The 24,803-nt window shown below is 71.7% G+C and carries 18 protein-coding genes; 10 read left to right on the top strand and 8 right to left on the bottom strand.

What is annotated here, in order from left to right; translation table 11 throughout:
• Positions 1 to 32 precede the first annotated feature (32 nt).
• The 3 genes from ACFXPK_RS02345 to ACFXPK_RS02355 are packed head-to-tail and all read right to left on the bottom strand — an operon-like array spanning position 33 to position 3,912.
• Positions 33 to 2,417 (bottom strand): xanthine dehydrogenase family protein molybdopterin-binding subunit, encoded by a 2,385-nt coding sequence (locus tag ACFXPK_RS02345; RefSeq protein ID WP_385070706.1) that lies wholly within the window; start codon positions 2,415 to 2,417, stop codon positions 33 to 35.
• Positions 2,418 to 2,422: 5 nt separating this feature from the next.
• Positions 2,423 to 3,010 (bottom strand): (2Fe-2S)-binding protein, encoded by a 588-nt coding sequence (locus ACFXPK_RS02350; RefSeq protein WP_384996687.1) that lies wholly within the window; start codon positions 3,008 to 3,010, stop codon positions 2,423 to 2,425.
• A gap of 2 nt (positions 3,011 to 3,012) precedes the next feature.
• On the bottom strand, positions 3,013 to 3,912 hold the full coding sequence (locus tag ACFXPK_RS02355) for an FAD binding domain-containing protein (RefSeq protein ID WP_384996647.1): 900 nt from the start codon (positions 3,910 to 3,912) through the stop codon (positions 3,013 to 3,015).
• A gap of 312 nt (positions 3,913 to 4,224) precedes the next feature.
• On the opposite strand from ACFXPK_RS02355, the gene ACFXPK_RS02360 reads away from it, so the two are divergent.
• Positions 4,225 to 6,003 (top strand): PucR family transcriptional regulator, encoded by a 1,779-nt coding sequence (locus tag ACFXPK_RS02360; RefSeq protein ID WP_384996650.1) that lies wholly within the window; start codon positions 4,225 to 4,227, stop codon positions 6,001 to 6,003.
• A 382-nt stretch (positions 6,004 to 6,385) separates the two neighbouring features.
• Positions 6,386 to 7,171: a hypothetical protein gene (locus ACFXPK_RS02365; RefSeq protein ID WP_384996652.1), complete on the top strand. Its 786-nt coding sequence runs from the start codon at positions 6,386 to 6,388 to the stop codon at positions 7,169 to 7,171.
• A gap of 65 nt (positions 7,172 to 7,236) precedes the next feature.
• Here the strand turns inward: ACFXPK_RS02365 and ACFXPK_RS02370 are convergent, their stop codons facing one another.
• Both ACFXPK_RS02370 and ACFXPK_RS02375 read right to left on the bottom strand, forming a co-directional pair.
• A complete protein-coding gene (locus ACFXPK_RS02370; RefSeq protein ID WP_385070710.1) occupies positions 7,237 to 9,036 on the bottom strand; it encodes an ABC transporter ATP-binding protein in 1,800 nt (599 codons plus the stop codon).
• Entirely contained in the window at positions 9,033 to 10,787 is a 1,755-nt protein-coding gene (locus ACFXPK_RS02375) for an ABC transporter transmembrane domain-containing protein (protein WP_385070713.1), read from the bottom strand. Before ACFXPK_RS02375 ends, ACFXPK_RS02370 begins: the two co-directional genes overlap by 4 nt.
• Before the next feature lie 580 nt (positions 10,788 to 11,367).
• Between ACFXPK_RS02375 and ACFXPK_RS02380 the strand changes: the two genes are divergently transcribed.
• The 5 genes from ACFXPK_RS02380 to ACFXPK_RS02400 are packed head-to-tail and all read left to right on the top strand — an operon-like array spanning position 11,368 to position 15,256.
• Positions 11,368 to 12,531: an ATP-binding protein gene (locus tag ACFXPK_RS02380; RefSeq protein WP_384996658.1), complete on the top strand. Its 1,164-nt coding sequence runs from the start codon at positions 11,368 to 11,370 to the stop codon at positions 12,529 to 12,531.
• Positions 12,528 to 12,938 (top strand): roadblock/LC7 domain-containing protein, encoded by a 411-nt coding sequence (locus tag ACFXPK_RS02385; protein WP_384996661.1) that lies wholly within the window; start codon positions 12,528 to 12,530, stop codon positions 12,936 to 12,938. Before ACFXPK_RS02380 ends, ACFXPK_RS02385 begins: the two co-directional genes overlap by 4 nt.
• Positions 12,935 to 13,315, top strand: a complete 381-nt coding sequence (locus ACFXPK_RS02390) for a DUF742 domain-containing protein (protein ID WP_384996663.1) — start codon at positions 12,935 to 12,937, stop codon at positions 13,313 to 13,315. Before ACFXPK_RS02385 ends, ACFXPK_RS02390 begins: the two co-directional genes overlap by 4 nt.
• Positions 13,290 to 13,880 (top strand): ATP/GTP-binding protein, encoded by a 591-nt coding sequence (locus tag ACFXPK_RS02395; protein WP_384996665.1) that lies wholly within the window; start codon positions 13,290 to 13,292, stop codon positions 13,878 to 13,880. The genes ACFXPK_RS02390 and ACFXPK_RS02395 overlap by 26 nt, the downstream gene beginning before the upstream one ends.
• Before the next feature lie 11 nt (positions 13,881 to 13,891).
• Positions 13,892 to 15,256 (top strand): cytochrome P450, encoded by a 1,365-nt coding sequence (locus ACFXPK_RS02400; RefSeq protein WP_384996667.1) that lies wholly within the window; start codon positions 13,892 to 13,894, stop codon positions 15,254 to 15,256.
• Positions 15,257 to 15,298: 42 nt separating this feature from the next.
• On the opposite strand, the gene ACFXPK_RS02405 is transcribed toward ACFXPK_RS02400, so the two are convergent.
• Positions 15,299 to 17,227 carry an acyl-CoA dehydrogenase gene (locus tag ACFXPK_RS02405; RefSeq protein ID WP_385070718.1) on the bottom strand — a complete coding sequence of 643 codons (1,929 nt, stop codon included), beginning with the start codon at positions 17,225 to 17,227 and terminating at the stop codon, positions 15,299 to 15,301.
• A gap of 417 nt (positions 17,228 to 17,644) precedes the next feature.
• The gene (locus tag ACFXPK_RS02410; protein ID WP_384996673.1) at positions 17,645 to 18,553 is read right to left on the bottom strand and encodes a GntR family transcriptional regulator; all 909 of its coding nucleotides are present in this window, start codon (positions 18,551 to 18,553) and stop codon (positions 17,645 to 17,647) included.
• 153 nt (positions 18,554 to 18,706) lie between these two features.
• Between ACFXPK_RS02410 and ACFXPK_RS02415 the strand changes: the two genes are divergently transcribed.
• Positions 18,707 to 19,555, top strand: a complete 849-nt coding sequence (locus tag ACFXPK_RS02415) for a (2Fe-2S)-binding protein (protein ID WP_385070721.1) — start codon at positions 18,707 to 18,709, stop codon at positions 19,553 to 19,555.
• Positions 19,556 to 19,766: 211 nt separating this feature from the next.
• Complete coding sequence (locus ACFXPK_RS02420) at positions 19,767 to 20,819, top strand: DUF2637 domain-containing protein (protein WP_384996678.1); 1,053 nt, start codon at positions 19,767 to 19,769, stop codon at positions 20,817 to 20,819.
• 222 nt (positions 20,820 to 21,041) lie between these two features.
• Here ACFXPK_RS02420 and ACFXPK_RS02425 read toward each other — a convergent pair whose 3' ends face one another.
• A complete protein-coding gene (locus ACFXPK_RS02425; RefSeq protein ID WP_384996679.1) occupies positions 21,042 to 21,434 on the bottom strand; it encodes an ATP-binding protein in 393 nt (130 codons plus the stop codon).
• A 212-nt stretch (positions 21,435 to 21,646) separates the two neighbouring features.
• Here ACFXPK_RS02425 and ACFXPK_RS02430 point away from each other — a divergent pair, with 212 nt between their 5' ends.
• Positions 21,647 to 24,775 (top strand): glycoside hydrolase family 38 C-terminal domain-containing protein, encoded by a 3,129-nt coding sequence (locus ACFXPK_RS02430; RefSeq protein ID WP_385070725.1) that lies wholly within the window; start codon positions 21,647 to 21,649, stop codon positions 24,773 to 24,775.
• The last annotated feature ends 28 nt before the right edge of the window (positions 24,776 to 24,803 follow it).

A 24,803-nucleotide genomic window follows, 5' to 3' on the forward strand; every position in this document is an offset into this window, starting at 1 on the left:
CGAGGCCGGGTACGGTGCGGATCCGGTGGCCCTCAGGTGCCGGTGAGGTGTTCCGGCCGTACGGGCGTCCGGTTCAGCTCCAGGCCCGTCGCCGCCCTGATCGCCGCGAGGACCGCCGGGGTGGACGAGAGGGTCGGCGCCTCGCCGACGCCGCGCAGTCCGTACGGCGCGTGGTCGTCGGCCAGTTCCAGGATGTCGACCGGCATGGTCGGCGTGTCGAGGATCGTGGGGATCAGGTAGTCGGTGAAGGACGGGTTGCGCACCTTCGCCGTGACGGGGTCCACGACGATCTCCTCCATCACGGCGACCCCCAGGCCCTGGGTGGAGCCGCCCTGGATCTGGCCGAGGACGGAGAGCGGGTTGAGCGCCTTGCCGACATCCTGCGCGACGGCCAGTTCGACCACCTTGACCAGCCCGAGTTCGGTGTCGACCTCCACCACGGCGCGGTGCGCGGCGAACGAGTACTGGACATGGCCGTTGCCCTGCCCCGTACGGAGGTCGAACGCCTCGGTCGGACGGTGCCGCCACTCCAGCTCCACCTCGACCGCCTCCTCCCCCAGGACGTCCACCAGCTCGGCCAGCACCTCGCCGCCGTCGGTGACGACCCTGCCGTCCTCCAGCAGCAGCTCGGCGGTGGCCCAGGCCGGGTGGTACGTGCCGAATCTGCGCCGGCCGATCTCCAGGACCCGTTCCCTGACGTGCTCGCAGGAGTTCTTGACGGCGCCGCCGGTGACATAGGTCTGCCGGGAGGCGGAGGTGGAGCCGGCCGAGCCGACGCGGGTGTCCGCCGGGACGATGGTGACCTGTGCGACGCCCAGTTCGGTCCGGGCTATCTGCGCGTGGACGGTGACCCCGCCCTGCCCTACCTCGGCCATCGCGGTGTGCACGACGGCGACGGCCACCCCGTTGATCACTTCGAGCCGGACGCGCGCGGTGGAGTAGTCGTCGAACCCCTCGGAGAAGCCGACGTTCTTGATGCCGACCGCGTAGCCGACGCCGCGGACCACGCCCTCGCCGTGCGTGGTGTTGGAGAGGCCGCCCGGCAGCGCCCGTACGTCCGCCTCCTCGCCCGCGAGGAGCCACTGCCGCTCGGGCGGCAGCGGCCGGGCCTTGACGCGGCGCAGCAGCTCGGCGACGGGCGCCGGGGAGTCGACGCGCTGACCGGTCGGCAGCAGGGTGCCCTGCTCCATGGCGTTGATCCGGCGGAACTCCACCGGGTCCATGCCGAGCGCGGCGGCCACCTTGTCCATCTGCGCCTCGTAGGCGAAGCACGCCTGGACGGCGCCGAAGCCGCGCATCGCGCCGCAGGGCGGATTGTTGGTGTAGAGGGCGAGGGCCTCGATGTCCACGTCGTCCACCACGTACGGTCCGGCGGACAGGGAGGCCGCGTTGCCGACGACGGCCGGGGAGGACGAGGCGTACGCGCCGCCGTCCAGCACGATCCGGCACTTCATGTGGGTGAGCTTGCCGTCGCGGGTCGCGCCGTGCTCGTAGTGGAGCCTGGCGGGGTGGCGGTGGACATGGCCGAAGAAGGACTCGAAGCGGTTGTAGACCATTTTCACCGGCCGGCCGGTGCGCAGCGCCAGCAGGCAGGCGTGGATCTGCATCGAGATGTCCTCACGGCCGCCGAAGGCCCCGCCGACGCCCGAGAGCGTCATCCGGACCTTGTCCTCGGGCAGGCCGAGGACGGGCGCCATCTGGGCGAGGTCGGCGTGCAGCCACTGGGTGGCGACGTAGAGGTCGACGCCGCCGTCCTCGGCGGGTACGGCGAGACCCGACTCCGGTCCCAGGAACGCCTGGTCCTGCATGCCGAAGACGTAGTCGCCGGTGACGATCACATCGGCGCGCCGGGCGGCCCGCGCGGCGTCGCCGCGGACGACGGGCTGGCGGTGCAGGACGTTGGGGTGGGGGACCTGGCCCGCGTAGTGGTCGGTGCGGTGCTCGTGGACCAGCGGGGCGCCGGGGCCGGTCGCGGACTCCTCGTCGGTGACGACGGGCAGGTCGGCGTAGTCGATCCTGATCCTGGCGGCGGCGCGGCGGGCGGTCTCCGGATGGTCGGCGGCGACGAGGGCGACCGGCTCGCCGTGGTGGCGGACCTTGCCGTGGGCGAGGACGGGGGTGTCCTTGATCTCCAGGCCGTAGTGCTTGACGGCGGCGGGGAGGTCCTCGTACGTCAGCACGGCGTGGACGCCGGGGGTGGCCAGCGCCTCGGCGATGTCGAGGGAGCGGATCTCGGCGTGGGCGACGGTGGAGCGCAGGGTGTGGCCCCAGAGCATGTCCTCGTGCCAGAGGTCGGAGGCGTACGCGAACTCGCCGGTGACCTTGAGGGTGCCGTCGGGGCGGAGGGTCGACTCGCCGATGCCGCCGCGGGTCCTGGAGCCCTGGGTGAGGCTGGTGGGTATGCCGGTGGTGGCCATGGCCGTCACACCGCCTCGTCCTGGCGGGCGGCCTGCCGGGCGGCCGCGAGGCGGACCGCGTCCAGGATCTTCTCGTACCCCGTGCAGCGGCAGAGGTTGCCGGAGAGGGCTTCCCTGATGTCCCCGTCGCTCGGGGAGGGGTTGCGCTCCAGCATCTCGTCGGCGGCGACCAGCAGACCGGGCGTGCAGAAGCCGCACTGGACGGCGCCCGCGTCGACGAACGCCTGCTGGACGGGCGAGAGTTCACCGGGCTCCGGGGCCCGGTCCGCGTCGGCGTCCCCGTCCGCGCCCGTGCCCGCGCCGGACGTCCCGCCGGTCCCGGGGCCGGCCGCGCCGGAGCGGGCCCTGGCGTGGTCCGCCAGGCCCTCGACGGTGAGGATGTCCCGGCCCTGGGCCTGACCGGCCGCGACCAGGCAGGCGCAGACCGGGACGCCGTCGAGCCGTACCGTACAAGAACCGCATTCGCCCTGTTCACAGGCGTTCTTGGAGCCGGGCAGGCCCATGCGCTCGCGCAGCACGTAGAGCAGGCTCTCGCCCTCCCAGACGTCGTCGGCGGTCTGCTCGCGTCCGTTGACCGTGAAGTGGACCCGCATGGTCACGCAGCTCCTTCGAGTCCGCCGGAACGGTGGCCGCGGGCCCGGTAGCGTTCCCAGACCCAGCCGAGCTGACGGCGGGCCAGGACGCCGACCGCGCGCCGCCGGTAGGAGGCGGTGCCGCGGATGTCGTCGATGGGGTTGCAGGCGGCCGCGGCGAGGTCGGCGAACTGACGCACCACGGACGGTGTGATGATCTTTCCGCTCTCCCAGAAGCCGCCCTCGTCGAGCGCCGCGTTCAGGAACAGTTCGGCGTCACGCGCCCTGACCGGGGTGGGCGCGGCCGAGCCGATGCCCGTCCTGACCGTACGGGTGTCCGGGTGCAGCGCCAGCCCGAAGGCGCAGACGGCGATGACCATCGCGTTGCGCGTGCCGACCTTCGAGTACTGCTGCGGACCGTCGGCCTTCCTGATGTGGACGGCCCGGATGAGTTCGTCGGGCGCGAGCGCGTTGCGCTTCACCCCGGTGTAGAACGCGTCGATCGGGATGCGCCGGGAGCCGCGTACGGACTCCGCCTCCACCTCGGCGCCCGCCGCCAGCAGCGCCGGGTGCGCGTCGCCCGCCGGGGAGGCGGTGCCGAGGTTGCCGCCGACGCCGCCGCGGTTGCGTATCTGCGGGGAGGCGACGGTGTGCGAGGCGAGCGCGAGACCGGGCAGCTCGGCGCGCAGGTGCTCCATGATGTGGGTGTACGGGACACAGGCTCCCAGCGCGACCTCGTCGGCGCCGACCTCCCAGTCGCGCAGTTCGCCGATCCGGTTCAGGTCCAGGAGCTGGGCCGGTCGCCGGTGGTCGAAGTTGATCTCGACCATGATGTCCGTGCCGCCCGCTATGGGGACGGCGCCGGGGTGCTCGGCCTTGGCGGCGAGCGCCTCCTCCCAGCTTCCGGGGCGAAGGAAGTCCATGAGCGGCTCTCTTCCCGATCGTCGCGATCGTGGTCGCCGGGGGCGGGGGCGCCGGGCCGGGGGCGGCGTGTGCACGGCCGGAGCTCCTGGTGGCCTCGTACCAGTACACAAGCCGCCGTCGTACCCGGTGCAGTCACCGAAACCATGAAGGAGTTGGCTGGTCCACCACTCAGTCTTGTAGATTCGAACGAATGATGGGGTACCGGTAACCGAAAGGTCTTCCCATCGAAACGTAGGACACTTCCGTCGGGGTGGCAGCTCCTGGAGCGGCGCCCTGGACGGCGGACGAGGAAAGAGATCGGCGGCGACACGATGCGGCTGCGCGCACTGCTGGAGACCGACGCGCTGGGGCTGCGGCTGCTCGGTGGCGAGGACGAGCTGGACCGGGCCGTACGCGGGGTGATGACCACCGACCTGCGCGACCCGAGCCGCTATCTCTCGGGCGGCGAGCTGGTCCTCAGCGGCCTCGCCTGGCGCCGGGCCCCCGAGGACTCGGAGCCCTTCGTCCGTATCCTCGCGGGCGCCGGGGTCGCCGGGCTCGCGGCGGGCGAGGCGGAGCTGGGCGACATCCCCGCCGATCTGGTGGCCGCCTGCGCCCGCCACCGGCTGCCGCTCTTCGCGGTGCACGAGAAGGTCGCGTTCGCCACCATCACCGAGCATGTGGTCCGCCAGGTCTCCGGGGAGCGCGCCGGTGATCTGGCGGCGGTCGTCGACCGGCACCGCAGGCTGATGACCTCGGGCCCGGCGGGCGGCGGCCCCGATGTGGTCCTCGACCTCCTCGGCTCGGACCTCGACCTGCGCGCCTGGGTGCTCTCCCCCACCGGCCGGCAGATCGCGGGATCGGGCGCGCCGCTGCCCGCGGCGCGGGCCGCCGCGCTCGCCGGCGACCATCTCTCCGCGGTGCGCGCGGGCCTGAGGAGTCCGTACCGCACGGCCGTCGACGGTACGGCGTACTCCCTCTTCCCGGTCCGTCCCCAGGGCCGGGGCGAGGAGGCGACGCGCGGCGCGGCGCTGGCCGACTGGCTGCTCGCGGTCGAGGCGGACGCGGGCGACTGGCCGGAGGCCCGGCTCGATCTGCTCCAGGGCGTCACCCAGCTCATCGCGGTCGAGCGCGAACGGCGTGACACGGCCCGTACGGTACGGCGCCGGCTCGCCCAGGAGGTCCTGGAACTGGTCCAGGCGGGCGCGGCCCCGGCGGAGATCGCCGCCCGGCTGCGGGTGGCGGCGCCGGTCCTGCTGCCGGGGCTGAGCGGTACGGCGCCGCACTGGCAGGTCGTGGTGGCGCGGATCGCGTGGACGCGGGACGGCGCGGACGGCGCGGACGGGGTGACGGGCGCCGCCGTGGCGCAGTCGCTGCTGGAGGAGATCCTGGTGGGCGCGGCGGGCCCCGGGGGCGGACCGGCGGGGGCCGATTCGGCGGACCGTATCGCTGTGGGCCACATGGGTGACGAGGCGATCGCGCTGGTGCCCCTGGCGACGCCGGAGGAGGGCGTGCGTCCGCCGTCACCGGCGCCGGTGGCGGGGACAGAGGCAGGGGCAGAGTCGGCTTCTCAGGAGGCGTCCGGTCCGGAAGCGGGTTCGGCGGTGGAGGACCCCCGGCTGCACGCGGACACGCTGCTGGCCGCCGTACGGGCCCCGCTCGACGCCGGGCTCGGCGACGACGGCCGGCTGACGCTCGGGGTGAGCGCCGCGGTGCAGTCGGCCGAGGGGCTGCGGGGCGCCCTGGAGGAGGCCCGGCACGCCCGGCGCGTGGCGGCGGCCCGGCCGGGGCGGGTCAGCGCCGCGGGCCACCACGAACTGGCCTCGCACGTCCTGCTGCTGCCGTTCGTCCCCGACGATGTGCGCCGGGCCTTCACCGCGCGGCTGCTGGACCCGCTGCGCGACTACGACCGCCGTCACCGGGCCGAGCTGATCGCCACGCTGGAGGCGTTCCTCGACTGCGACGGCTCCTGGACACGGTGCGCGGCGCGGCTGCATCTGCATGTGAACACGCTGCGGTACCGGGTGGGCAGGATCGAACAGTTGACGGGCCGTGACCTGTCGCGCCTGGAGGACAAGCTGGACTTCTTCCTGGCGCTGCGCATGACCTGAGGCGCGGCCGTGCCGTGCCCCCTGCGCCAGGTGGACGGTGCCCGCTGTCGCATCCGGTTGACCGCCGTCACCCTGAACGGCCATGAAGCGTTACGCCGCCCGGCCCGGCGGGGACGGTGCCCGTACCGCCGCGTCGCCCGGCCACCGGGGCGCGCCGCGGAACGGGGCGATCACCCCAGGTGGCAGCCGTACACACCGGTGGGCGAGGCCGTGGGGGCGTACCGGAACCCGGGTCCCCGGGCCTGTGCCGGGCGCCTTCCCCGCCACCACCGGCGCCCGGGTGATTGTGAATTCTTTCACCTGACCTATTGGCCCGGCGTGCTGATCCATGCTGAGATGCGTCCACACTCAACAGCACAATGGCGCGCTAGGGGAGGGCAATGTGGCGTATACCGCCATGTCTGGTTCCGCGAGCACCGCTGGTGACGACCCACTCCAGACCGCGGTATGGCGGCTGCGCTCACGTGGTTGCTGGAGCGACGCGGCGGCCCTGCTGACACCTCACGCCGACTCCCCCGGGCCCGCGCTCCAGCGGGCCGCGCTGCTGGTGGAGCGCTGCCTGTTCACCGGTGGCGGCTGGCCGGAGGCCGAGGACGCGCTGCGCGCGGCGGAGGCCACGGCCCGCGAGGACCGTGAGCGGGGCGCCGCCGCCTGCGAGCGCGGCCATCTCGCCTACGCCTCGACCGTGCTCGGGGTGCGGGACCGCGCCGACGAGGCGCGCTCGGCCCTGGGGCGGGCGGCGGCACTGCTGGACCCGACGGCTCCGGGGCGCGCGCTGCTCGACTTCCGGCGCGGGCTGGTGGCCGAACACCTCTCGGACTCCCCGCAGTCGGCGCGGGCCGCGTACCGGCGCGCGCACGCCGCGGCGACGGCGCACGGTCAGACGCTGCTGCTCTCCTTCACCTGGCGCCATCTCGCCGGACTGGCCCTGCGGGACGGCGAGTTGGCCGAGGCACGGCACGGGTTCGGGGAATCGCTCCGTATCCGGGAGGAGTTGGGCTACCTGGTGGGTACGGCCCCGGCTCTCGCGGCGCTCGCCGACGCGGAGCCGGAACCGGAGGCCACCCGGCTGCGCGCCGAGGCGAGCCGCCTCTTCCGCCTCCTGGGCGGCGTCCCCACCTGGCTGGCGGACCAGCTCGCCCCCTCGCCTCCGGCACCGGCGGTCTGAGCGGACCCGCCCGCCCCTGGACGGTCGTCGTCCCACCGGCCCGGACGCGGGCGCCGCGCGCACCGCTACCGCGAGAGGTCCCCGTGCCACGAGCGCCACAGCGCCGCGTACGCGCCGCCCCGGGCCACCAGTTCGTCATGCGTGCCCAGTTCGGTGAGCCGGCCGTCGTCCAGCACGGCCACCCGGTCCGCGTCGCGCGCCGTCTGGAGCCGGTGGGCGATGGCGATGACCGTACGGCCTTCGAGGACCGCCGCCAGCGCGCGTTCCGCGTGGCGCGCGGTCGCCGGGTCGAGGAGCGCGGTGGCCTCGTCCAGGATCAGCGTGTGCGGATCGGCCAGCACCACCCGCGCCAGGGCCAGTTGCTGGGCGCGCGCGCCGTCGAGGAAGGTCTCCCCCGGGCCGGGACGGGTGTCCAGACCGTCGTCGAGTCCGTCCACCCAGTCGGCGCCGACGGCGGCGAGGGCCGCGCGGATCTCCTGGTCCGTGGCCGCGGGGGCGGCGATCAGCAGATTGTCCCGGACGCTGTCGAGGAAGACATGGTGTTCCTGGGTGACCAGGACGACCTGCCGGCGCAGCTCCTCGGGGCCGAGCGCGGCGATCGGCACCCGTCCCACGGTGACCGACCCCTCCCGGGGGGTGTCGATGCCCGCGAGCAGCCTGCCGAGGGTGGACTTGCCGGCGCCCGACGGCCCGACGACGGCCAGCCGCTCACCGGGTCGTACGGTCAGATCGACCCCGCGCAGCACATCGCGCCCGCCGTCGTACGCGTACCGCACCCCGGCGACCTCGATCCGGTCGTCGGCCGGGACCCGGGGCCGCGGCACACCCGCTTCGGTCTCCCCCTTCCTCCCCTTCTCCCCCGGGGCCGCGCCCAGCCCCTCCACCCGGGCGAACGACGCCCCGCTGCTCTGCATCTGCTCCAGCCAGCGCAGGATCACGTCGAGCGGCTGGTCGAGCTGGCGCATGTACAGCGCGCAGGCGACGACGGCCCCCAGGCTCACCACGCCCCGGTCGTGCAGCGCGCCGCCGGCCAGCAGCACGGCCACGGTGGGGACGATGTACGAGGCGTCGACCGACGGGAAGAGGACGCTGCGCAGGAACAGGGTCCTGGTCCGGGTGCGCGCGCACCGGCCGACGGCCTCCTCGCAGGCGTGGAGCCGGCGCCGCTGGAGGCCGAACGCCTCGACCGTACGCGCGCCCTCGGCGGTCGCGGAGAGGATCTCCGCCAGGGCCGAGTTGGCCTCGCCCTCGGCCAGGTACGCGGTGCGCGCGCGCCGCAGGTACCAGCGGGTGGCGCACCCTATGCCGACCAGGCCGAGCAGGGCGCAGGCGCCGAGCGGCGGGGCCAGGACGACGACCGCGCCCAGGATGAACAGGACCTGGAGCCCGGCGATGAAGACGTCAGGGCCCGCGTCGCGCAGGGTGGTGCCGACGAGGGTGACGTCGGTGGTGCCGCGGGCCGTCAGATCGCCGGTGCCCGCGCGCTCCACCACCGAGGCGGGCAGTCCGAGCGCCCGGTCGACGAACCGTTCGCGGATCCGGGCCGAGGTCCGCTCGCCGAAGCGGTGTCCGACGAGGCGGGCGTAGCGCGCCAGCAGGAGCTGGGCGAGCGCGCACACCAGGAGGATCAGCGCGTACCGGTCGACGGTGGCCACGGGGTCCGCGGCCCTGACCGCGTTGACGATACGGCCGAGCAGCCAGGGCCCGGCGAGCCCGGCCGCCGCCGCGAGGGCGTTGAGGCCGATCGTCGCGGCGAAGGCGCGGCGGTCCTGGCGCAGCAGCCCGAGCGCGGCGCGGCGTACCTGCCGGGGAGCGGCGACCGGCAGCGCGCCCGTCGTGCCCGTTCCGTGTCCGGTCGTCGTCATCGCACGGCCTCCTCGTAACGGTCGGGTTCGTCGTCCGTGCCGCGTGACACGAGGGCGCGGTAGCCCGGGTGTCCCGCGAGGAGTTCCCGGTGGGTGCCGACCGCTTCCGTGCGGCCGTCGACCAGGTAGTGGACGGTGTCCGCGTGTTCCAGCATCAGCGGCGAGGTGCTGATGACCAGGGTGGTGCGGCCCGAGCGGGTGGCGCGTACCCCGGCGGCGAGGGAGGCTTCGGTGTGGGCGTCGACGGCCGAGGTGGGTTCCACGGCGATCAGGACCTCGGGGTCGGCGAGCAGCGCCCGTGCCAGCCGGACGCGCTGGCGCTGGCCGCCGGAGAGGTTGCGGCCCCGGCCGAGGAGGCCGGAGCCGAGTCCGTCCGGCAGGCCGAGGACGATGTCCTGGGCCGCCGCGGCGGCGACGGCGGCCTCGACGGCCTCGTCCCCGTGGTTCCAGCGGCCTTCGACGGCGTCGCGCAGGGTGCCCGCGAAGAGGTCGGCCTCGTTGTCGGCGACGAGGACGCGGTCGCGGACCTCGCGGAGCGGGATCCGGTCGAGCCGTACCCCGCCCCAGGTGGCGTCGGAGGCGGTGAACCGGCCCAGCCGGTCGGCGACTTCGGCGGCGTCCGCGGGGCGGGCGCCGACCAGGACGGTGAGTTTCCCGGGCGCCACCTCGACGCCGGAGGCAGGGTCGCGCAGGGCGGCGGGCGCGGCGGGCGCGCGCTCCGGGGCCCCGCCGGTGTCCCCGGTCGCGGCGGTGTCGGTGTGTTCGGGCTCCAGGTCCAGGAACCGTACGACCCGCCGTGCGCAGACCAGGCCGCGGCTCAGGTCGTACCCGGCCTCGACGAAGAACCCCACGGGGACGACGAGGACGGCCGTGTAGCCGTACACCGCGACGAGTTCGCCGAGGGAGATCTCGCCCCGGGCGGCGAGCCGCGCGGCCAGCCAGACCACGGCGGCCAGGAAGATCACCGGCAGTCCGAGGCCGAAGGCGGAGATCCAGCTCGTCACCGCACCGACCCGGTATCCCTCGTCCGTGAGCCGGGCGGAGTCGTGGCGGTAGCGCGCCGCGTACACGTCCTTGCCGCCGAGTCCGCCGAGCACGCGCAGCCCGCCGACGATGTCGGTGAAGCGCGCGGCCAGCGCGCCCTGCCGCTCGCGGTAGGCGCTCTCCGCCCCCTGCAACCGTCCCAGCAGCGGGCCGACCGCGACGGCGAGCAGCGGTACGCCGAGCAGGACGACGGCGGCGAGGACGGGGGACACGGACATCAGGAGTGCGGCGATCACGACGTAGGAGAGGACCGCGCCGACGCCGGGGCCGGTCGCGGTCAGGCACAGGCTCATCGCGACGACGTCGGAGATGCCGATCGTGACGACCTCCCCGGCCGTGACCCGGTGGGGCAGCGCCGCGCTGAGCCGGGTCGCCTGGCGGACCACGACGCGCACGGTGCGGAAGGTGGCGTCCATCCGGACCCGGGTCATGGTGCGGTGGCGCGCCATGCCCACCAGCGCGTTGGCCACCCCGACCGCGAGCAGCGCACCGGACCAGCCCCACAGCGCGCGCCGGTCGCCCGGTTCGAGACCGTCGTCGATGGCGCGGGAGAGCAGGTACGGCGAGAGGGTCAGCCCGACCATCCAGACGCTGCCCCAGAACGCCCCGGCCGCCACCCGGCCCCGCTGACTGGTCGCCAGCCACCACAAGTAGCGTGCGGGGCCCCGCCGGTCGGGTGTCCCGGGATCTCTGTACGTGTCGCCCATTCCCGCACCTTAGGGCCTTTCGTACGGGTCCGGCTGGGCTCATGTGCCCCGGCCGGATATGGACGGGAGGCCCTGACGACACCTCCGCCACACACACCCACACGCATCCGCACGACCTCCCCACGTCCTCGACACCGGGCCGTCACGAATGTGCCTCCGGCACATGACCGCTCCCGGAACAGAAGGGATATGTCACCGTAAGAGCAGGCGATTCACCCGCGCGGGAGGGGCTCACGACGCGCGCGTAACGATGCCCAACGCCCCCAAAAGGGAAACGCTGCTGAATTACCGTCAGATGCCAGAAACGGACCAGAACGACCTGGCCGGAGGCACATGCCGTGGTGATAAGATCGCCAAGCTTGCCAAGTGGCGCTAAACCAGCTATGGCATACAGGAAAGTCAGCGCATCGGCCCAGAAATCCGCCGTCCCGGGGAGAACTATGCCATTAGCCGGGCCTTTCGAGGCAGTCCGGCAGGCGAGCGTGCGCGGCCTATTCCGTCTGTCTGTGACCGCGAGCCCATTTCGACGCACACTCCAGACATTCAGCACCCGGTGGCCCACTCGCCCGAAGAGAGCCTTATGACGCAATACTTCCAGGATCCTGCGATTTGGGGTTTGATCGCCGGTACACCTGTCGCAGCGACCGCGATCATTCGCGGCAGAAGGTCGATTGCCGAGCTGAGAAAGGAGAAACAGGAACTCAAGGCGCACTACGCCAATCTTGAGGAGCACTACGCCGAGGCCGTCGAAGAGGCCAAGGACAGGGCGGAAGAAGACACCAAGACCGCGCTGAAGTCGGCGATGCGAACGCTTCAGGGTCTCGCGAGCGAACAGCAGCTCGCGATCACGAAGCTCCAGGAGAAGTACGGAGAACTCCAGATTCTCCAGGACCTCCTCGACATCGACCACATGAACTCGCAGTTCGCACGGCGCGCGCAGTCCATCGCCGTTCTCTGCGACGGATGGCTGGGCCGGCAGCGTGCCGCCGCGTCGCTGTACGACGTGGTGCGCAGCGCCAAGGGCCGCATCCGGCATTTCACCCGTGTGGAGATCCGGACCCAGAGCAATTTCGCCATTGTCAGCCGGGCCGTGGAGCCCGTGGCGCTGACCCTCGCCGAACTCCTCGACAACGCCACCAGTTACTCCGCGCCGGAAACGATCATCGAGATCAACATCCGGCCGGTGCCCAAGGGCGTCTGCATCATCGTCGACGACGCCGGTGTCGGTATGAACGAGGAGGAGAAGAGCAGGGCCGCCAAGCTCCTTTCGAGCGAGCGTTCGCCCGGTGTCTCCGGTCTCGGTAATCCGCCGCAGTTCGGTTTCACCGTGATCGGCGTGCTCGCCGCCCGGTACGGCTTCACCGTGTCCGTGGATTCCGCCTCTCCCTACGGTGGGGTGCGCGCGGTCGTACTCCTGCCCGAGGAGCTGCTCACCGCCATGCCGGAGCCCGAGGCCAGGCCCACGCCCCCGCCCGCGCGCGTCGAGCCCAAGGAGTTCCCCGTGGCCGCGTCCTCTTCGATGCCGCCCGAAGAGGAGACTCCGGCGGCCCCCTCGACCACCTTCGGCGGTCTCCCCAAACGCCGTCGCCGGGGCGCGATCTCGATCGTACCGACCGCCGACAGCACGGAGGCACCGGCTCGCGACCACGAGCAGGCCGCTTCCGTGATGGGCGCGTTCCAGCGGGGAACGCAATCAGGCCGTCGTTTCAACAACTCAAGCAGTGAAGGGCATGAGAATCAGTGAATTACGATCTGTCATGGATGCTTGACAGTGCTCTGGAAGTGCCCGAAGCGCGTCACGCGATTCTCGTCTCCGCCGACGGTCTCCTCATGGCCCGGTCCAAGGAAGTCGGCAAGGACCACGCCGACACCGTTGCCGCCGCGATGAGCGGCATGCAGTCGTTGAGCCGCACCTTGGCCGACTTCTGCGGTTCTCCTCCGAACAACCGCGCCCAGTGGCGGCAGACGCTGGTCGAATTCGATCACGGCTGGGTGTTCCTCATCTCGGCCGGCGAGGGTGCCTACCTCGGCGTCTCGGCCACACCGGAGGTGGACATGGCCGAGATCACCTTCCGTATGCAACAGCTCGTCGGCCAGCTCGGCAAAGCCCTGACCAGTCCCCCTCGCGAGATTGCTGACACGAAAGCATGACCACACCAGAAGAGCCGGATCAGGAACCAGTAGCCCCGCAATTAGTACGTCCGTACGTCATCACCAACGGCCGCAGCCTGCTCGATGACCACGAGTTCTCACTGATCACCCTGGTCACGACGGCTCAGGACGCTCCCAGAGCGGGACATCTCGATCCTGAGAAGCGCGGTCTTCTGGAGTTGTGCTCGGGCGGCCATCTCTCGGTCGCCGAGATAGTCGGACACACCCAGTTTCCCGTCGGGGTCGTGAAAATCCTGCTGTCCGATCTCACGCAGGAGGGGTACCTCGTCACGCGTGCCCCCATACCCGCCGCGAAGCTGGTCGAGCGGCACATACTCGAGGAGGTGCTGAATGGCCTTCAAGCCCGTTTTGGATGACGGCGTCTATCTACGTGAGTCGGTGCAGACCGCGGCGAAGATTCTTGTGGTCGGCCATTTCGCCGTCGGCAAGACGACATTCATCGGGACCATGTCCGAGATCCCCCCGCTGCGCACCGAAGAGGTGATGACCCAGGCGGGAGAGGGGATCGACGACCTCAAGGGCACTCCGGGCAAGACCACCACGACGGTGGCCATGGACTTCGGCCGCCTCACGCTCAGCGACCGGCTGGTCCTCTACCTGTTCGGCACACCGGGACAGCAGCGCTTCGTCCAGGTGTGGGAGGACATGACCCGGGGTGCGCTCGGGGCCCTGGTCCTGGTCGACCCGGAGCGGCTGGAGGAGTCCTTCCCCGTGATGGACCTCGTCGAGCACTACGGCATCCCGTACGCGATCGCCGTGAACCGATTCGACGACCGGCCGAACCACGAGGACCAGGAGATACGGGAAGCGCTCGACCTGCTCCCCGAGACGCCTCTCGTCAACTGTGACGCGCGGGACCAGCGTTCCTCGGCGAACGCTCTCATCTCTCTCGTCCGTTACCTTCAGTCACGCCTCAACTAGGAGTTCGGCAGATGCAATCTCCTTCGGATTTCCCCTCCCCGCCACCGGGCTGCCCGGCGCACAACAGCGGGCAGGGGATCCCTCTGTACACACAGGAGTTCGCCAGGAACCCGAACGCCTTCTACGACTACATGCGGCACTTCGGTCCCGCCGCACCCGTCGAGCTGGCCCCGGGCGTGAACGCGTCGCTCATCACGGACTACGCCGCCGCGCTCCACGTGCTCCAGAACCCCGACACCTTCATCCGTGACTCGCGGCGCTGGCGCGCGCTCAACGAGGGCCGGATTCCGGCGGACAGCCCGGTGCTGCCCATGATGGCGTACCGTCCCGGCCCGCTGTTCGAGGACGGCGCCCGGCATCTGCGGCTCCGTCAGGCCGTGACGGACAGTCTGGCGAAGGTCGACACGCACCGGCTGACGCGGATGGTGGAGCGCACCGCCACCTATCTGATCAGCCAGTTCAGCGGGCGGGGCAAGGTCGACCTGATCGCCGACTACTCCCAGCTCATCCCGCTGCTCGTCTTCAACGATCTCTTCGGCTGCCCGGGGGAGCTGGGCGACCGCGTCGCCTTCGGCATCTCCGGCATCTTCGACGGGGTCGACGCGCAGAAGGCGAACGAGGTCCTGATCGAGGCGCTGATCGAGCTGGTCGCGCTGAAGCGGACCCAGCCCGGCGACGACATCATCACCTACCTGATGCAGCACTCGGCGAACCTGTCGGACGAGGAGATGATCCCCCAGATCATCCAGCTCATCGGGGCCGCTTTCGAGCCGATGTCCAACCTGATCGGGAACTCCCTGCGCGTCCTGCTCACCCAGGGCGGCCAGAGCGAGGGTCCGCACTCCGGAGGGCTCCTGGTCGAGGACGCCATCAACGACGTCCTGTGGAACAGCCCGCCGATCGCCAACTACGCCACGCACTTCCCCGTGCAGGACGTCGACCTTTCGGGAAGCAAGCTGGACACCGGGGACCCGGTCCTCATCAGCTTCGCCGCGGCCAACACCGACCCGAACCTCTCCACCGGCCGGCAGACGCTCAGCAAGCGCGCCCATCTCGCCTGGGGCGCGGGCCCGCACGCCTGCCCGGCCAAGGACCCCGCGATGGTCATCGCCGTACGGGCCATCGAGAGGCTGCTCAACGACCTGCCGGACATCGAGATATCGGTGCTTCCGGAGGACCTGGTCTACCGGCCCGGCCCCTTCCACCGGGCGCTCAGCGCGCTGCCCGCCCGGTTCACCCCGGCCCGCACCCAGGAGCGGGCCACCGCCTCCTACGTGTCGGCGGCCCGCACCGTCGGGAGCCACCGGGCGGAGGAGTCGCCCGCCGCGCAGAAGGGGAAGTTCTGGAGTGGCTTCCTGACCTGGTGGAAGGGATGATCGGAGCGTTACCGCGCGGCGGGCCGCCCACGCGGCGGACCGTCAGCGCACCGCGGGCTCCGGGCTGCTCGACGAGCGCAGGTCCCAGGTCGACCACGCGTCCTCCTCGTCGCCGATCCGGCCGCCACTGGCGATCGGAACGGCGGCGATGAACTCGTCGGGCAGGTCGAAGCCCTTCACCAGAGTCAGCAGATGAGGCGCGAGCCCGGCGACGATGTCACCCATGACATCGGGGAACGCCCGGACGTGGTCGGCGGTCATCAGACCCTCGGCAAGCAACTCGCCCTTGTGCGCCGCGAGTTGACGGAGCATGAACAGTCTGCACAGATCCTTGATGAGCGTCTGCGCCATCGGATCGGCCGTCCGGGCCGCGGCGTCGACGAACGCGTCGGCGGCCCGGCGGCAGGCGTACGCCGAGACCATTTCCAGCGCGGGGGTGGACGCCACGTTCCAGCGGCCGAGCGGGTCGCCCGCGGGCCCCTGGCGCAGCGCGATCCGTGCCCTGGTCTGGGCGGCGGACTCCACCTCCACGAGGAGGTCGCGCAGGAACGACAGCTCGGTCAACGACCGCTCCGCGAGCGGCACGCCGGACGGGTGGCGTCTCTCCGGCTGATGGCCGAAGACCATCTCGGAGCCGGCCTTCACCCAGATGACAAGGTTGTCGCCCTCCGCGGTGATGCCGCCCTCGATGTTCAACGGCAGGTCCGATATCCCGTTGACCGGGAACAGCCCCTGCGCCCCGCAGCGCTCCCTGGACTCGATGGCTATCGCCCGCGCCTGCCAGGTGATCCAGCCCTTCGCGACGGCGACCAGGCGCTCGGCCTCGGCCCGGTTCTCCGCTGTGTGACCGACCCACTCGGCGACCACTTCCCGGTGGAGGAAGGTCATGGCGTACGCGGTCGCCGTCGCGTCCAGCAGCCTGCTGGAGTGGCTGCGGTGCGCGACCAGGGGGACCCGTTCGCCGAGCTTGGGACCGCTGATGTGCCGCGAGTGGGAGTGCCGTACGGCGATGGCCAGCGCGGCCCGGGACATCCCCAGGGTGCCGGCGCTCATGCAGAGCTTGCCGCTGGTGACCCGGGCGATCGCGTGCAGGAAACGTTTCCTCGCGCTTCCCAGGTCGCTGTGGAGGGTGCCGTCCTGGTCCAGCCGCCCGTGCTCCGCTTCGAGCAGCGCCTCACGCGGCAGCCGCACCCGGTCGAAGGAGGTCAGGCAGTGGTCGACCGGGGTGCCGGTACGGTCGGGCAGCCGCCTGACATGGACCCCGGGCAGATGGGTCTCGCCGTCGCTCAGCGGGGTGAGGAAGAGGAAGCAGCCCTCGTCCACCCCGTCGATCAGCAGCCGCGCCGCCACCACCGCGCTCTTGGGGCCGCCCGCCAGGCTGGTGTTGGGCATGAACTTCTGGGCGCCGGGCGTGGGGGTGTGCAGAATGAACTCCCCCGTCTCCCGGTCGAGTTCGGCGGTGGTCCGGAGCGCGGAGGCGTCGTTGCCGTGATCCAGCTCGGTACAGAGGAACGTCCCGACGCGCCGCATCGAGGTGAACTCGGACACCTCACGTCCCCCGGCGCCGGCGTGCTGGTCGAGCAGGCTCCCCAGGAACAGGTTGTAGTGAATGCTCGCGACGGTGCAGAGTCCGCCGTCCACGATCCCGATCCACTCGTGCAGCGCCGCGAGCCGGCGCGGGTCGAGAGCCAGCTCCGTGGCGTCGTCGGCGACGTCGTTGACCAGACGCAGCCGGGAGTAGGAGAGTTCGACCCGCTCCGCGGGCGACAGCAGGGGGCGGTGGCGAAATTCGTTCGTGGCGATCAGTTCACGCCAGGCCCCGTGCACCCGGTCCTGGTCCTCGCCTTCGAAGAGGAGGGACGCCAGTTCGTCGCTCAGCTCGGGGGCAGGGACCTTGCGCCTCCGTTGTTTCGGCAGGTGGCCCCGGGTCGGGGCCACTTCGAGGTGATCCTTGTCACGAAATGGCAGCATGGTCATGAATTACTCCGCATGAACGCCTTACACCAAGGGACAGAGGGTTGAAACAATTGAATACCGGCCAGTGCGTCCTGTTCCAGAGCTGACAAGATCTTTTTTTGAGCTGAAGATCACCGACCGGCGGACTTGAGAAATCCACCGGGCTCCATTACCCTCGGCTCTCACTTGACTCCACGGCGTAAACATCCGAATGGGCGGAAATCTGGGATTACGCCCCATCAGGCCTGGGAAGTCATAGGACATTTGCCTGCCCGCAGGGCCCTGCCGGGGTGCCGCCCGGTCCGGGGCCGCCGGACGCGATCACCCCGGAAAGACGGAAAGGACATTCGCCCCCGACGGGAAATCACGGATATAGGGAATACTTTTTTCACGGCGCCCGGCAGCCCCTCGGGGAATTACCGGTAATTCCGCTCAGGCGGTGTTCCGCTCCCCCGCGAAATGCGCGCGTACCAGCGACTGCACCAAGGGCAGATCGCCCGCGCCCAGCGCCTCCAGCAGCGCCAGGTGTTCCGCCGCGTGCGCGATCAGGTCGGCGCGGCGTACGGCCGGCGCTCCGGCCGGGGGCCACTGCGAGCGCCGGTGCACGTCGTCGGCGATGGCGACCAGGTGCTGATTGCCGGCGAGGGAGAGCACCGCGCGGTGGAAGGCACGGTCGCACTCGGCGTAGGCCGCGCGGTCACCGAGGGCGGCGGACGCGTGCGTCGCCTCCGCCAACGGGCGGATCTCCGCCCAACGTTCGGCGGGGACGGTACGGGCGAGCCGCAGCATCACCGGTACTTCGAGCAGGGCGCGCACCTCGGTCAGCTCGGCGATCTCACCGGGTGTGCGCAGTGTCACCCGGAACCCCCTGTTCGGTACGGTCTCCACCGCACCCTCCAGCGCGAGTTGCTGCATGGCCTCGCGTACGGGGGTCGCGGAGACCCCGAAGCGTTCCGCGAGCACGGGAGCCGAGTAGACCTCGCCGGGCACCAGCTCGCCGCCGACGAGCGCGTCCCGCAGCGCGGCGAGGATCTGGCCGCGCACCGAGTGGCGCCGTACGGAGTGACCGGAACCACCCGTCCGGCCCACACTGCCGGAGCCGTCCGCCGTGCGGGTCGGTCCCCGTGGGGGCTCGGGGCGCTCACTGTGCGTGTGCTCCCCACGTACCGGCTCGCACGCGTCCGTACGCGCCTGCTCCGGTACCCGAACGCCTCCGGACGCCGCCCCCTGCGCCCCTCCGGGAGCCCCCGCCGCCCCGGACGGGCCGGATGCCCCGGGCCGCGCGGCCCGGGGCGCGGGCGTCACCGGCGCGGTGACCTCACGCGCTCTGCCCTGCTCCACTCGGGTCCTCCTCGGCCTTCCGGTGAGCCCGGCTCGCGGGAGGGCCGGATCCTCCCTGTGCACGATAGGCCGACCGGGGCGCAGTTCAAACCTCGATCACATCGGGTAAGGTAAGGCTTACCTGCAAACGATCCCGATTCGGTGGTCCCCTGCATGACCGTCCCCGCCGTCCTGCCCGGCCTCCTCCCCTCTCCCGTGACGGGCGCGTACGCCCGTCTCACCGAGGTGTTTCCCGCGCTGAGCATCCATCAGCTCACCGACAGTGAGCAGCCGCCCGTCGGCGGCGGCTGGGTGGGCGCGGCCGAGCTGGCGGCCGGCGGTCCCGCCCTGGACACGTTTCTCGCCTGGGACGAGTCGCAGGTGCTGCGCGACTACGGACAGCGGGCCCGGCCCGATGTGATCGCCAGCTTCGCGCTGCACCGGTACGCCTGGCCGGCCTGTCTGCTGATGACCGTGCCGTGGTTCCTGCACCGCCGGGTGCCGCGGATCCCGGTCGGGTCCGTCTCGTTCCAGCGGGCGCTGGGCCGGATGACCGTCCGTGTGCACGAGTTCGCCTGCCTGCCGGACGACCCCGCCGCGTCACTGCCCGGCGCCCGTGTCGTACCGGACGAGGAGGCGCTGCGCGACGAGGTGCGGGCGGCCGTGGCCGAGCACCTCGGGCCCGTCCTGGAGGGGTTCGCCCCGCGTATGCGGCGGGGCAGGCGGGCGCTGTGGGGCATGGCGACCGACGAGATCGTCGAGGGGCTCTGGTACGTCGCGCATCTGCTCGGCGAGGAGCGGCGCGCGATGGCGGAGCTGGAGCTGCTGCTGCCGGGGGCGACCAAGCCGTACGTGGGTGCCGCGGGCTTCCGTGAGCTGACGGGTCCGGGGGGCGAATCTTTGCCGACCCGTGACCGAGCGAGTTGCTGCCTTTTCTACACGTTGCGCCCCGAGGACACCTGCGTCACCTGTCCGCGTACCTGCGACGACGACCGGGTCAGGAAGCTCAGCGCGACCGTCTGACCCTCCGTCACCCGTGGATTCCACGCCACCCTCAGTAGTGATATTAATCGAACATGACAGCCACCTGCCGAACGGCAGCTCTAGCCGATCGTGCATATTTGTGTGCCACACCGCCCCGTTGGTGTTCTCTTGTCCCAAAACCCTCTGAGGGGCACCGCACTTCCGCCAAAATGGCGATTCAAACGCCCTACTGCGATGCAAGGAACACCGCATGCGACTGACTGACATATCGCTGAACTGGCTGATTCCCGGCGTCGTGCTGGTCGTCGGGGCCCTGGTGACGGTCGCGGTTCTCGCCGGTGGCAAGCGCTCCCGGGAGAAGCCGGCTGTCGAGGACTCGTGGGAGCGCAGCGAGGAGCGCCGCAGGCGCAAGGAGGCCATCTACGGGATGGCCTCCTATGCTCTGCTGTTCTGCTGTGCCGCCGTGGCTGCGGCTCTCTCGTTCAAGGGTCTGGTCGGCTTCGGCCAGGAGAACCTGGGTCTGTCGGGCGGCTGGGAGTATCTCGTGCCGTTCGGTCTCGACGGCGCGGCGATGTTCTGCTCGGTCCTCGCGGTGCGCGAGGCCAGCCACGGCGACGCGGCCCTCGGGTCGCGGCTGCTCGTGTGGACGTTCGCCGGTGCCGCCGCCTGGTTCAACTGGGTGCACGCGCCCACGGGCCTCGGCCACGAGGGCGCTCCGCACTTCTTCGCCGGTATGTCTCTCTCGGCCGCGGTGCTCTTCGACCGCGCGCTGAAGCAGACCCGCCGGGCGGCGCTCCGCGAACAGGGGCTCGTCCCCCGTCCGCTGCCGCAGATCCGTATCGTGCGGTGGCTCCGGGCACCGCGCGAGACCTTCGCGGCCTGGTCCCTGATGCTTCTGGAGAACGTGCGGACGCTGGACGAGGCCGTCGACGAGGTGCGCGAGGACCGGCGCCAGAAGGAGCAGGGCCGTCTCCGCAGGCGCGAGCAGGTGAAGCTGGAGCGGGCGCAGATCAAGGCGCTCAACCGGCAGCACCGCGCCTGGGGCCGTGGGCGCGGCGGCCGTCAGGTCGCCCTTCCCTCGGCGACTTCGGGGTCGGGTTCGCCGCCGGCCGTCGAGGCCGCAGCGGAGCCTGCTATAGGGGAGCAGCCGCAGCTTCCCCAGCGTTCCCGGCTCTCCCTTCAACCCGCGAAGGGTCCTGAGGCCCGTACGGTGGACCTCACCGCCGAGGACGACACCCAGGCGCTGCCGAGGCTCGACTCCCTGGAGCGCAAGCTCAAGGAGATGGAGCGTCAGTTCGGCTGAGTCCGGACAGCTCGGCGGACCATCGGCGCACCGCACCGCACCACGTGGAACAGCGCCATCCGCGTCACCAGCACGACCCGTGTGACCAGCTCCACAGGCACCACCCGCACCGGCGTGTGCGGCGGCATTCCCCGGACCGGCGTGACGGATCATCGTCACGCCGGTCCTTCGTCGTCGCGCCTCCACCGGCCGCCGGGGCGGCCTCCGTTCGGGAACCACCGGCTACGCCGCCTCACCGTCCAGCTCGAACCAGACGACTTTCCCCAGCGGCCTCGCCCTTATCCCCCAGTCGTCCGCGAGACTCCTGACCAGCGCCAGCCCCCTGCCGTGCGTGGAGTCGTCGGGGACCGGGCGGTGCGGCTCGGGCGGCGCGGGCAGCGCGCCGACGAAGTCCCGTACCTCCACGCGCAGTCGCGAGTCCGCGACGGTCGCCGTCACCACCGCGCCCGTCTCTGTGTGGACCAGCGCGTTCGTCACCAGCTCGCTCATCAGCAGCTCGGCCACCTCGGCGGAGTCCCGCTCCCGCCAGTGGCCCAGCATCTCCCGTAAGGCATGCCGCACCTCGGGGACGGCGGCCAGATCGGCGCCCCCCACTCTGCGCCGTAGCCCTCTCATCACTCGGTCCCCCCGCTCGTCACTTCAAGCCCCCGCCGGAAATGGCTCGTGGCGCATGCGTACAAGAGGTGTATTCCCCTTGCCGGAATGGGCCACTCATGGCGTTCGTCACCTGTCGGCGCCCCGGCAGCGGTCCGCCACGGCCGGGTGGGTGCGCACGGCGGCCGCGGGGAAGTCCTGGGGGGAGCGATCCCGAGGAGCGAGGAGCCCCGATGCACGACGACCGCACGCACGTGGAAGGGCGGCTGGAGCGCGCGCTCCGCCAGTTCATCCGCCCCGCGCAGTACGCGGCGCGGCAGCCGCTGACGCTCGCCGTCTGGCACGCCCCGGGGGAACCGGTGCCGGTGGAGCGGGCGCTGCGCGGGACGTACGAGCCCTTCGCCACGGGTACGGAGTGGGGTTCGCCGTGGTCGACGAGCTGGTTCCGGCTGACCGGCACCGTGCCGGAGGGCTGGGCGGGAAGCCGGGTGGAGGTGGTGATCGACCCCGGGTTCACCGGTGAGGGGCCCGGGTTCCAGGCCGAGGGGCTGGTGTACGACGCGTCGGGCGTGCCCCTCAAGGGCATCCATCCGCGCAACCGGCATGTCCCGGTGGCCGCACCGGCGGTGGGCGGCGAGTCCGTGGATCTGCTGCTGGAGGCGGCGGCCAACCCGGCGGTGCTGCGTTCCTTCGAGCCGACGCTCCTCGGGGACGTGCTGACGGCCGGCGACCGCCCTCTCTACCGGTTCGCCTCGGCCGAACTCGCCGTGCTGGACGAGGAGGTGTGGCATCTCGTCCTGGACATCGAGGTGCTCTCGGAGCTGATGGCCGAGCTGCCCACCGACCGGTCGCGGCGCCATGAGATCCTGCGCGCCCTGGAGTCGGCCCTGGACGCGCTGGACCTGCACGACGTGGCGAGTACGGCGGCCGGGGCGCGGCGGGAGCTGGCGGGCGCGCTGTCGCGGCCGGCGTCGTCGAGCGCGCACCGCGTCTCGGCGGCGGGCCACGCCCATATCGACTCGGCGTGGCTGTGGCCGCTGCGTGAGACGGTGCGCAAGGCGTCGCGGACGTTCGCCAATGTCACGGCGCTCGCCGGGGAGTATCCGGAGCTGGTCTTCGCGTGCTCGCAGGCGCAGCAGTACGCGTGGGTGCGGGATCACCAGCCGCACATCTGGCGGCGTATCAAGCAGGCGGTGAAGGACGGCACCTGGGCGCCGGTGGGTTCGATGTGGGTGGAGTCCGACGCCAACATGCCGGGCGGTGAGGCGCTGGCCCGGCAGATCGTGCACGGCAAGCGTTTCTTCCAGGAGGAGCTGGGGGTGGAGACGGAGGAGATCTGGCTGCCGGACTCCTTCGGATACACGGCGGCCTTCCCGCAGTTGGCGAAGCTCGCGGGGGTGAAGTGGTTCCTCACGCAGAAGCTGTCGTGGAACCAGTCGAACCGGATGCCCCACCACACCTTCTGGTGGGAGGGGATCGACGGCACCCGGGTCTTCACCCACTTCCCGCCGGTGGACACGTACAACGCGCAGTTCCACGGCTCCGAACTGGCCCACGCGGAGCGGAACTTCACGGAGAAGGGCCGGGCGTCGCGCTCCCTGGTGCCGTTCGGCTGGGGGGACGGCGGGGGCGGTCCCACCCGGGAGATGCTGGAGAAGGCGCGCCGGCTGAAGTCCCTGGAGGGCTCGCCCCGGGTGGAGATCGAGCACCCGGCGGCGTTCTTCGCGGCGGCGCGCGAGGAGTACGGGGAGCGGGCGCCGGTCTGGTCGGGAGAGCTGTACCTGGAGCTGCACCGGGCGACGTACACCACCCAGGCCAAGACCAAGCAGGGCAACCGGCGCAGTGAACACCTGTTGCGTGAGGCCGAGTTGTGGGCGACGACGGCGGCGCTGCGTGGCCGTCCCGCGCCCGGGGCGCGGCCGTACGCGTATCCGTACGAGGCGCTGGACCGGATCTGGAAGACGGTGCTGCTGCACCAGTTCCACGACATCCTGCCGGGTTCGTCGATCGCCTGGGTGCACCGGGAGGCGCGGGCGACGTACCGGGCGGTGCGGGAGGAGCTGGAGGGGATCGTCGCGGACGCGGTGGCGGCGCTGGGCGGGGGCCGGCCCGCGGTGCTCAACGCGGCGCCGTTCGCGCGCCGTGAGCCGGTCGAGTTCCAGGCGGCGGACGTCCCGGCGTCGGTGCGCGCGCAGCCGCTGCCGGGCGGCCGGGTGCTGGCCGCCGCGTTCACCCGGTCGCTGGCGTCCGGGTCGTTCACCGGCGCGCTGGACCGGTCGGGGGTCTCCGTGTCGGTGTCGGGGGAGGGCGGGGGCGGTCGCGGGCCGGTCACGCTCAGGAACCAGTTGGTGGAAGTGGTGGTCGACGCGGACGGGCTGCTCTCCTCGGTACGGGATCTCGTGGCGCGCCGCGAGGTGCTGGCGCCCGGCGGCCGGGGCAATCTGCTCCAGCTCCACCCCGACCACCCCAACCAGTGGGACGCCTGGGACATCGACCGGCACTACCGGCACCGGCACACGGATCTGGTCGGGGCGGAGTCCGTCGAGGTGACGGAGCGGGGCCCGCTGCGGGCGGCGGTGCGGGTGGTACGGGCGTTCGGGGCGTCCCGGATCACCCAGGAGATCCGGCTCACGGCGGGCAGCAACCGGATCGATGTCGTCACGGACATCGACTGGCGTGAGTCGGAGAAGGTCCTCAAGGCCACGTTCCCGCTCGATGTGCACGCCGAACGGTCCACCGCCGAGATCCAGTTCGGCCATGTGCACCGGGCCACGCACGACAACACCGGCTGGGACGCGGCCCGGTTCGAGATCTGCGCCCACCGCTGGCTGCGGGTCGCCGAACCGGGGTACGGGGTCGCGGTGCTCAACGACTCGACGTACGGGCACGATGTGACGCGCACTCCCCACCCGGAGGGCCTGGGGACGACCGTACGGCTGACGCTGCTGCGCGCCCCGCACAGCCCGGATCCGGAGACGGACCAGGGGACGCACCGTTTCCGGTACGCGCTGCTGCCCGGCGCGACGGTGGAGGAGAGTGTGCAGGAGGGGCTGGCGCTCAATCTGCCGCTGCGGGTGGCGGCGGCCCCGGAGCTGGCGCCGCTGGTCGACATCGACAGCCCGGCGGTGACCGTGGAGGCGGTCAAGCTCGCCGAGGACCGGAGCGGCGATGTGATCGTACGGCTCTACGAGTCGGCGGGCGGCCGGGCCGACGCCACGTTGCGTGTCGGGTTCCCGCTGCGCGGGGCACGCGTGACCGATCTGCTGGAACGGCCGCTGCACGACGCGGAGCCGGGCGAGGAGGGGGTGCGGCTGCGGCTGCGGCCGTTCCAGATCCTGACGCTGCGGCTCACCCCGGCGTAACCGCACCGGAGTTGGCGCGGGTCGCCGG

Origin of the sequence: Streptomyces sp. NPDC059142 (assembly GCF_042755665.1) — a bacterium.
Lineage (GTDB): Bacteria > Actinomycetota > Actinomycetes > Streptomycetales > Streptomycetaceae > Streptomyces.

What these genes read in the sequence shown, in the direction of transcription:
- ACFXPK_RS02370 (WP_385070710.1), bottom strand. Translation starts at nt 9,036, where the DNA reads ATGACGACGACCGGACACGGAACGGGCACGACGGGCGCGCTGCCGGTC.
- ACFXPK_RS02425 (WP_384996679.1), bottom strand. Translation starts at nt 21,434, where the DNA reads ATGAGAGGGCTACGGCGCAGAGTGGGGGGCGCCGATCTGGCCGCCGTC.
- ACFXPK_RS02405 (WP_385070718.1), bottom strand. Translation starts at nt 17,227, where the DNA reads ATGCTGCCATTTCGTGACAAGGATCACCTCGAAGTGGCCCCGACCCGG.
- ACFXPK_RS02395 (WP_384996665.1), top strand. Translation starts at nt 13,290, where the DNA reads ATGGCCTTCAAGCCCGTTTTGGATGACGGCGTCTATCTACGTGAGTCG.
- ACFXPK_RS02355 (WP_384996647.1), bottom strand. Translation starts at nt 3,912, where the DNA reads ATGGACTTCCTTCGCCCCGGAAGCTGGGAGGAGGCGCTCGCCGCCAAG.
- ACFXPK_RS02430 (WP_385070725.1), top strand. Translation starts at nt 21,647, where the DNA reads ATGCACGACGACCGCACGCACGTGGAAGGGCGGCTGGAGCGCGCGCTC.
- ACFXPK_RS02390 (WP_384996663.1), top strand. Translation starts at nt 12,935, where the DNA reads ATGACCACACCAGAAGAGCCGGATCAGGAACCAGTAGCCCCGCAATTA.
- ACFXPK_RS02375 (WP_385070713.1), bottom strand. Translation starts at nt 10,787, where the DNA reads ATGGGCGACACGTACAGAGATCCCGGGACACCCGACCGGCGGGGCCCC.
- ACFXPK_RS02350 (WP_384996687.1), bottom strand. Translation starts at nt 3,010, where the DNA reads ATGCGGGTCCACTTCACGGTCAACGGACGCGAGCAGACCGCCGACGAC.
- ACFXPK_RS02420 (WP_384996678.1), top strand. Translation starts at nt 19,767, where the DNA reads ATGCGACTGACTGACATATCGCTGAACTGGCTGATTCCCGGCGTCGTG.
- ACFXPK_RS02380 (WP_384996658.1), top strand. Translation starts at nt 11,368, where the DNA reads ATGACGCAATACTTCCAGGATCCTGCGATTTGGGGTTTGATCGCCGGT.
- ACFXPK_RS02400 (WP_384996667.1), top strand. Translation starts at nt 13,892, where the DNA reads ATGCAATCTCCTTCGGATTTCCCCTCCCCGCCACCGGGCTGCCCGGCG.
- ACFXPK_RS02360 (WP_384996650.1), top strand. Translation starts at nt 4,225, where the DNA reads ATGCGGCTGCGCGCACTGCTGGAGACCGACGCGCTGGGGCTGCGGCTG.
- ACFXPK_RS02415 (WP_385070721.1), top strand. Translation starts at nt 18,707, where the DNA reads ATGACCGTCCCCGCCGTCCTGCCCGGCCTCCTCCCCTCTCCCGTGACG.
- ACFXPK_RS02345 (WP_385070706.1), bottom strand. Translation starts at nt 2,417, where the DNA reads ATGGCCACCACCGGCATACCCACCAGCCTCACCCAGGGCTCCAGGACC.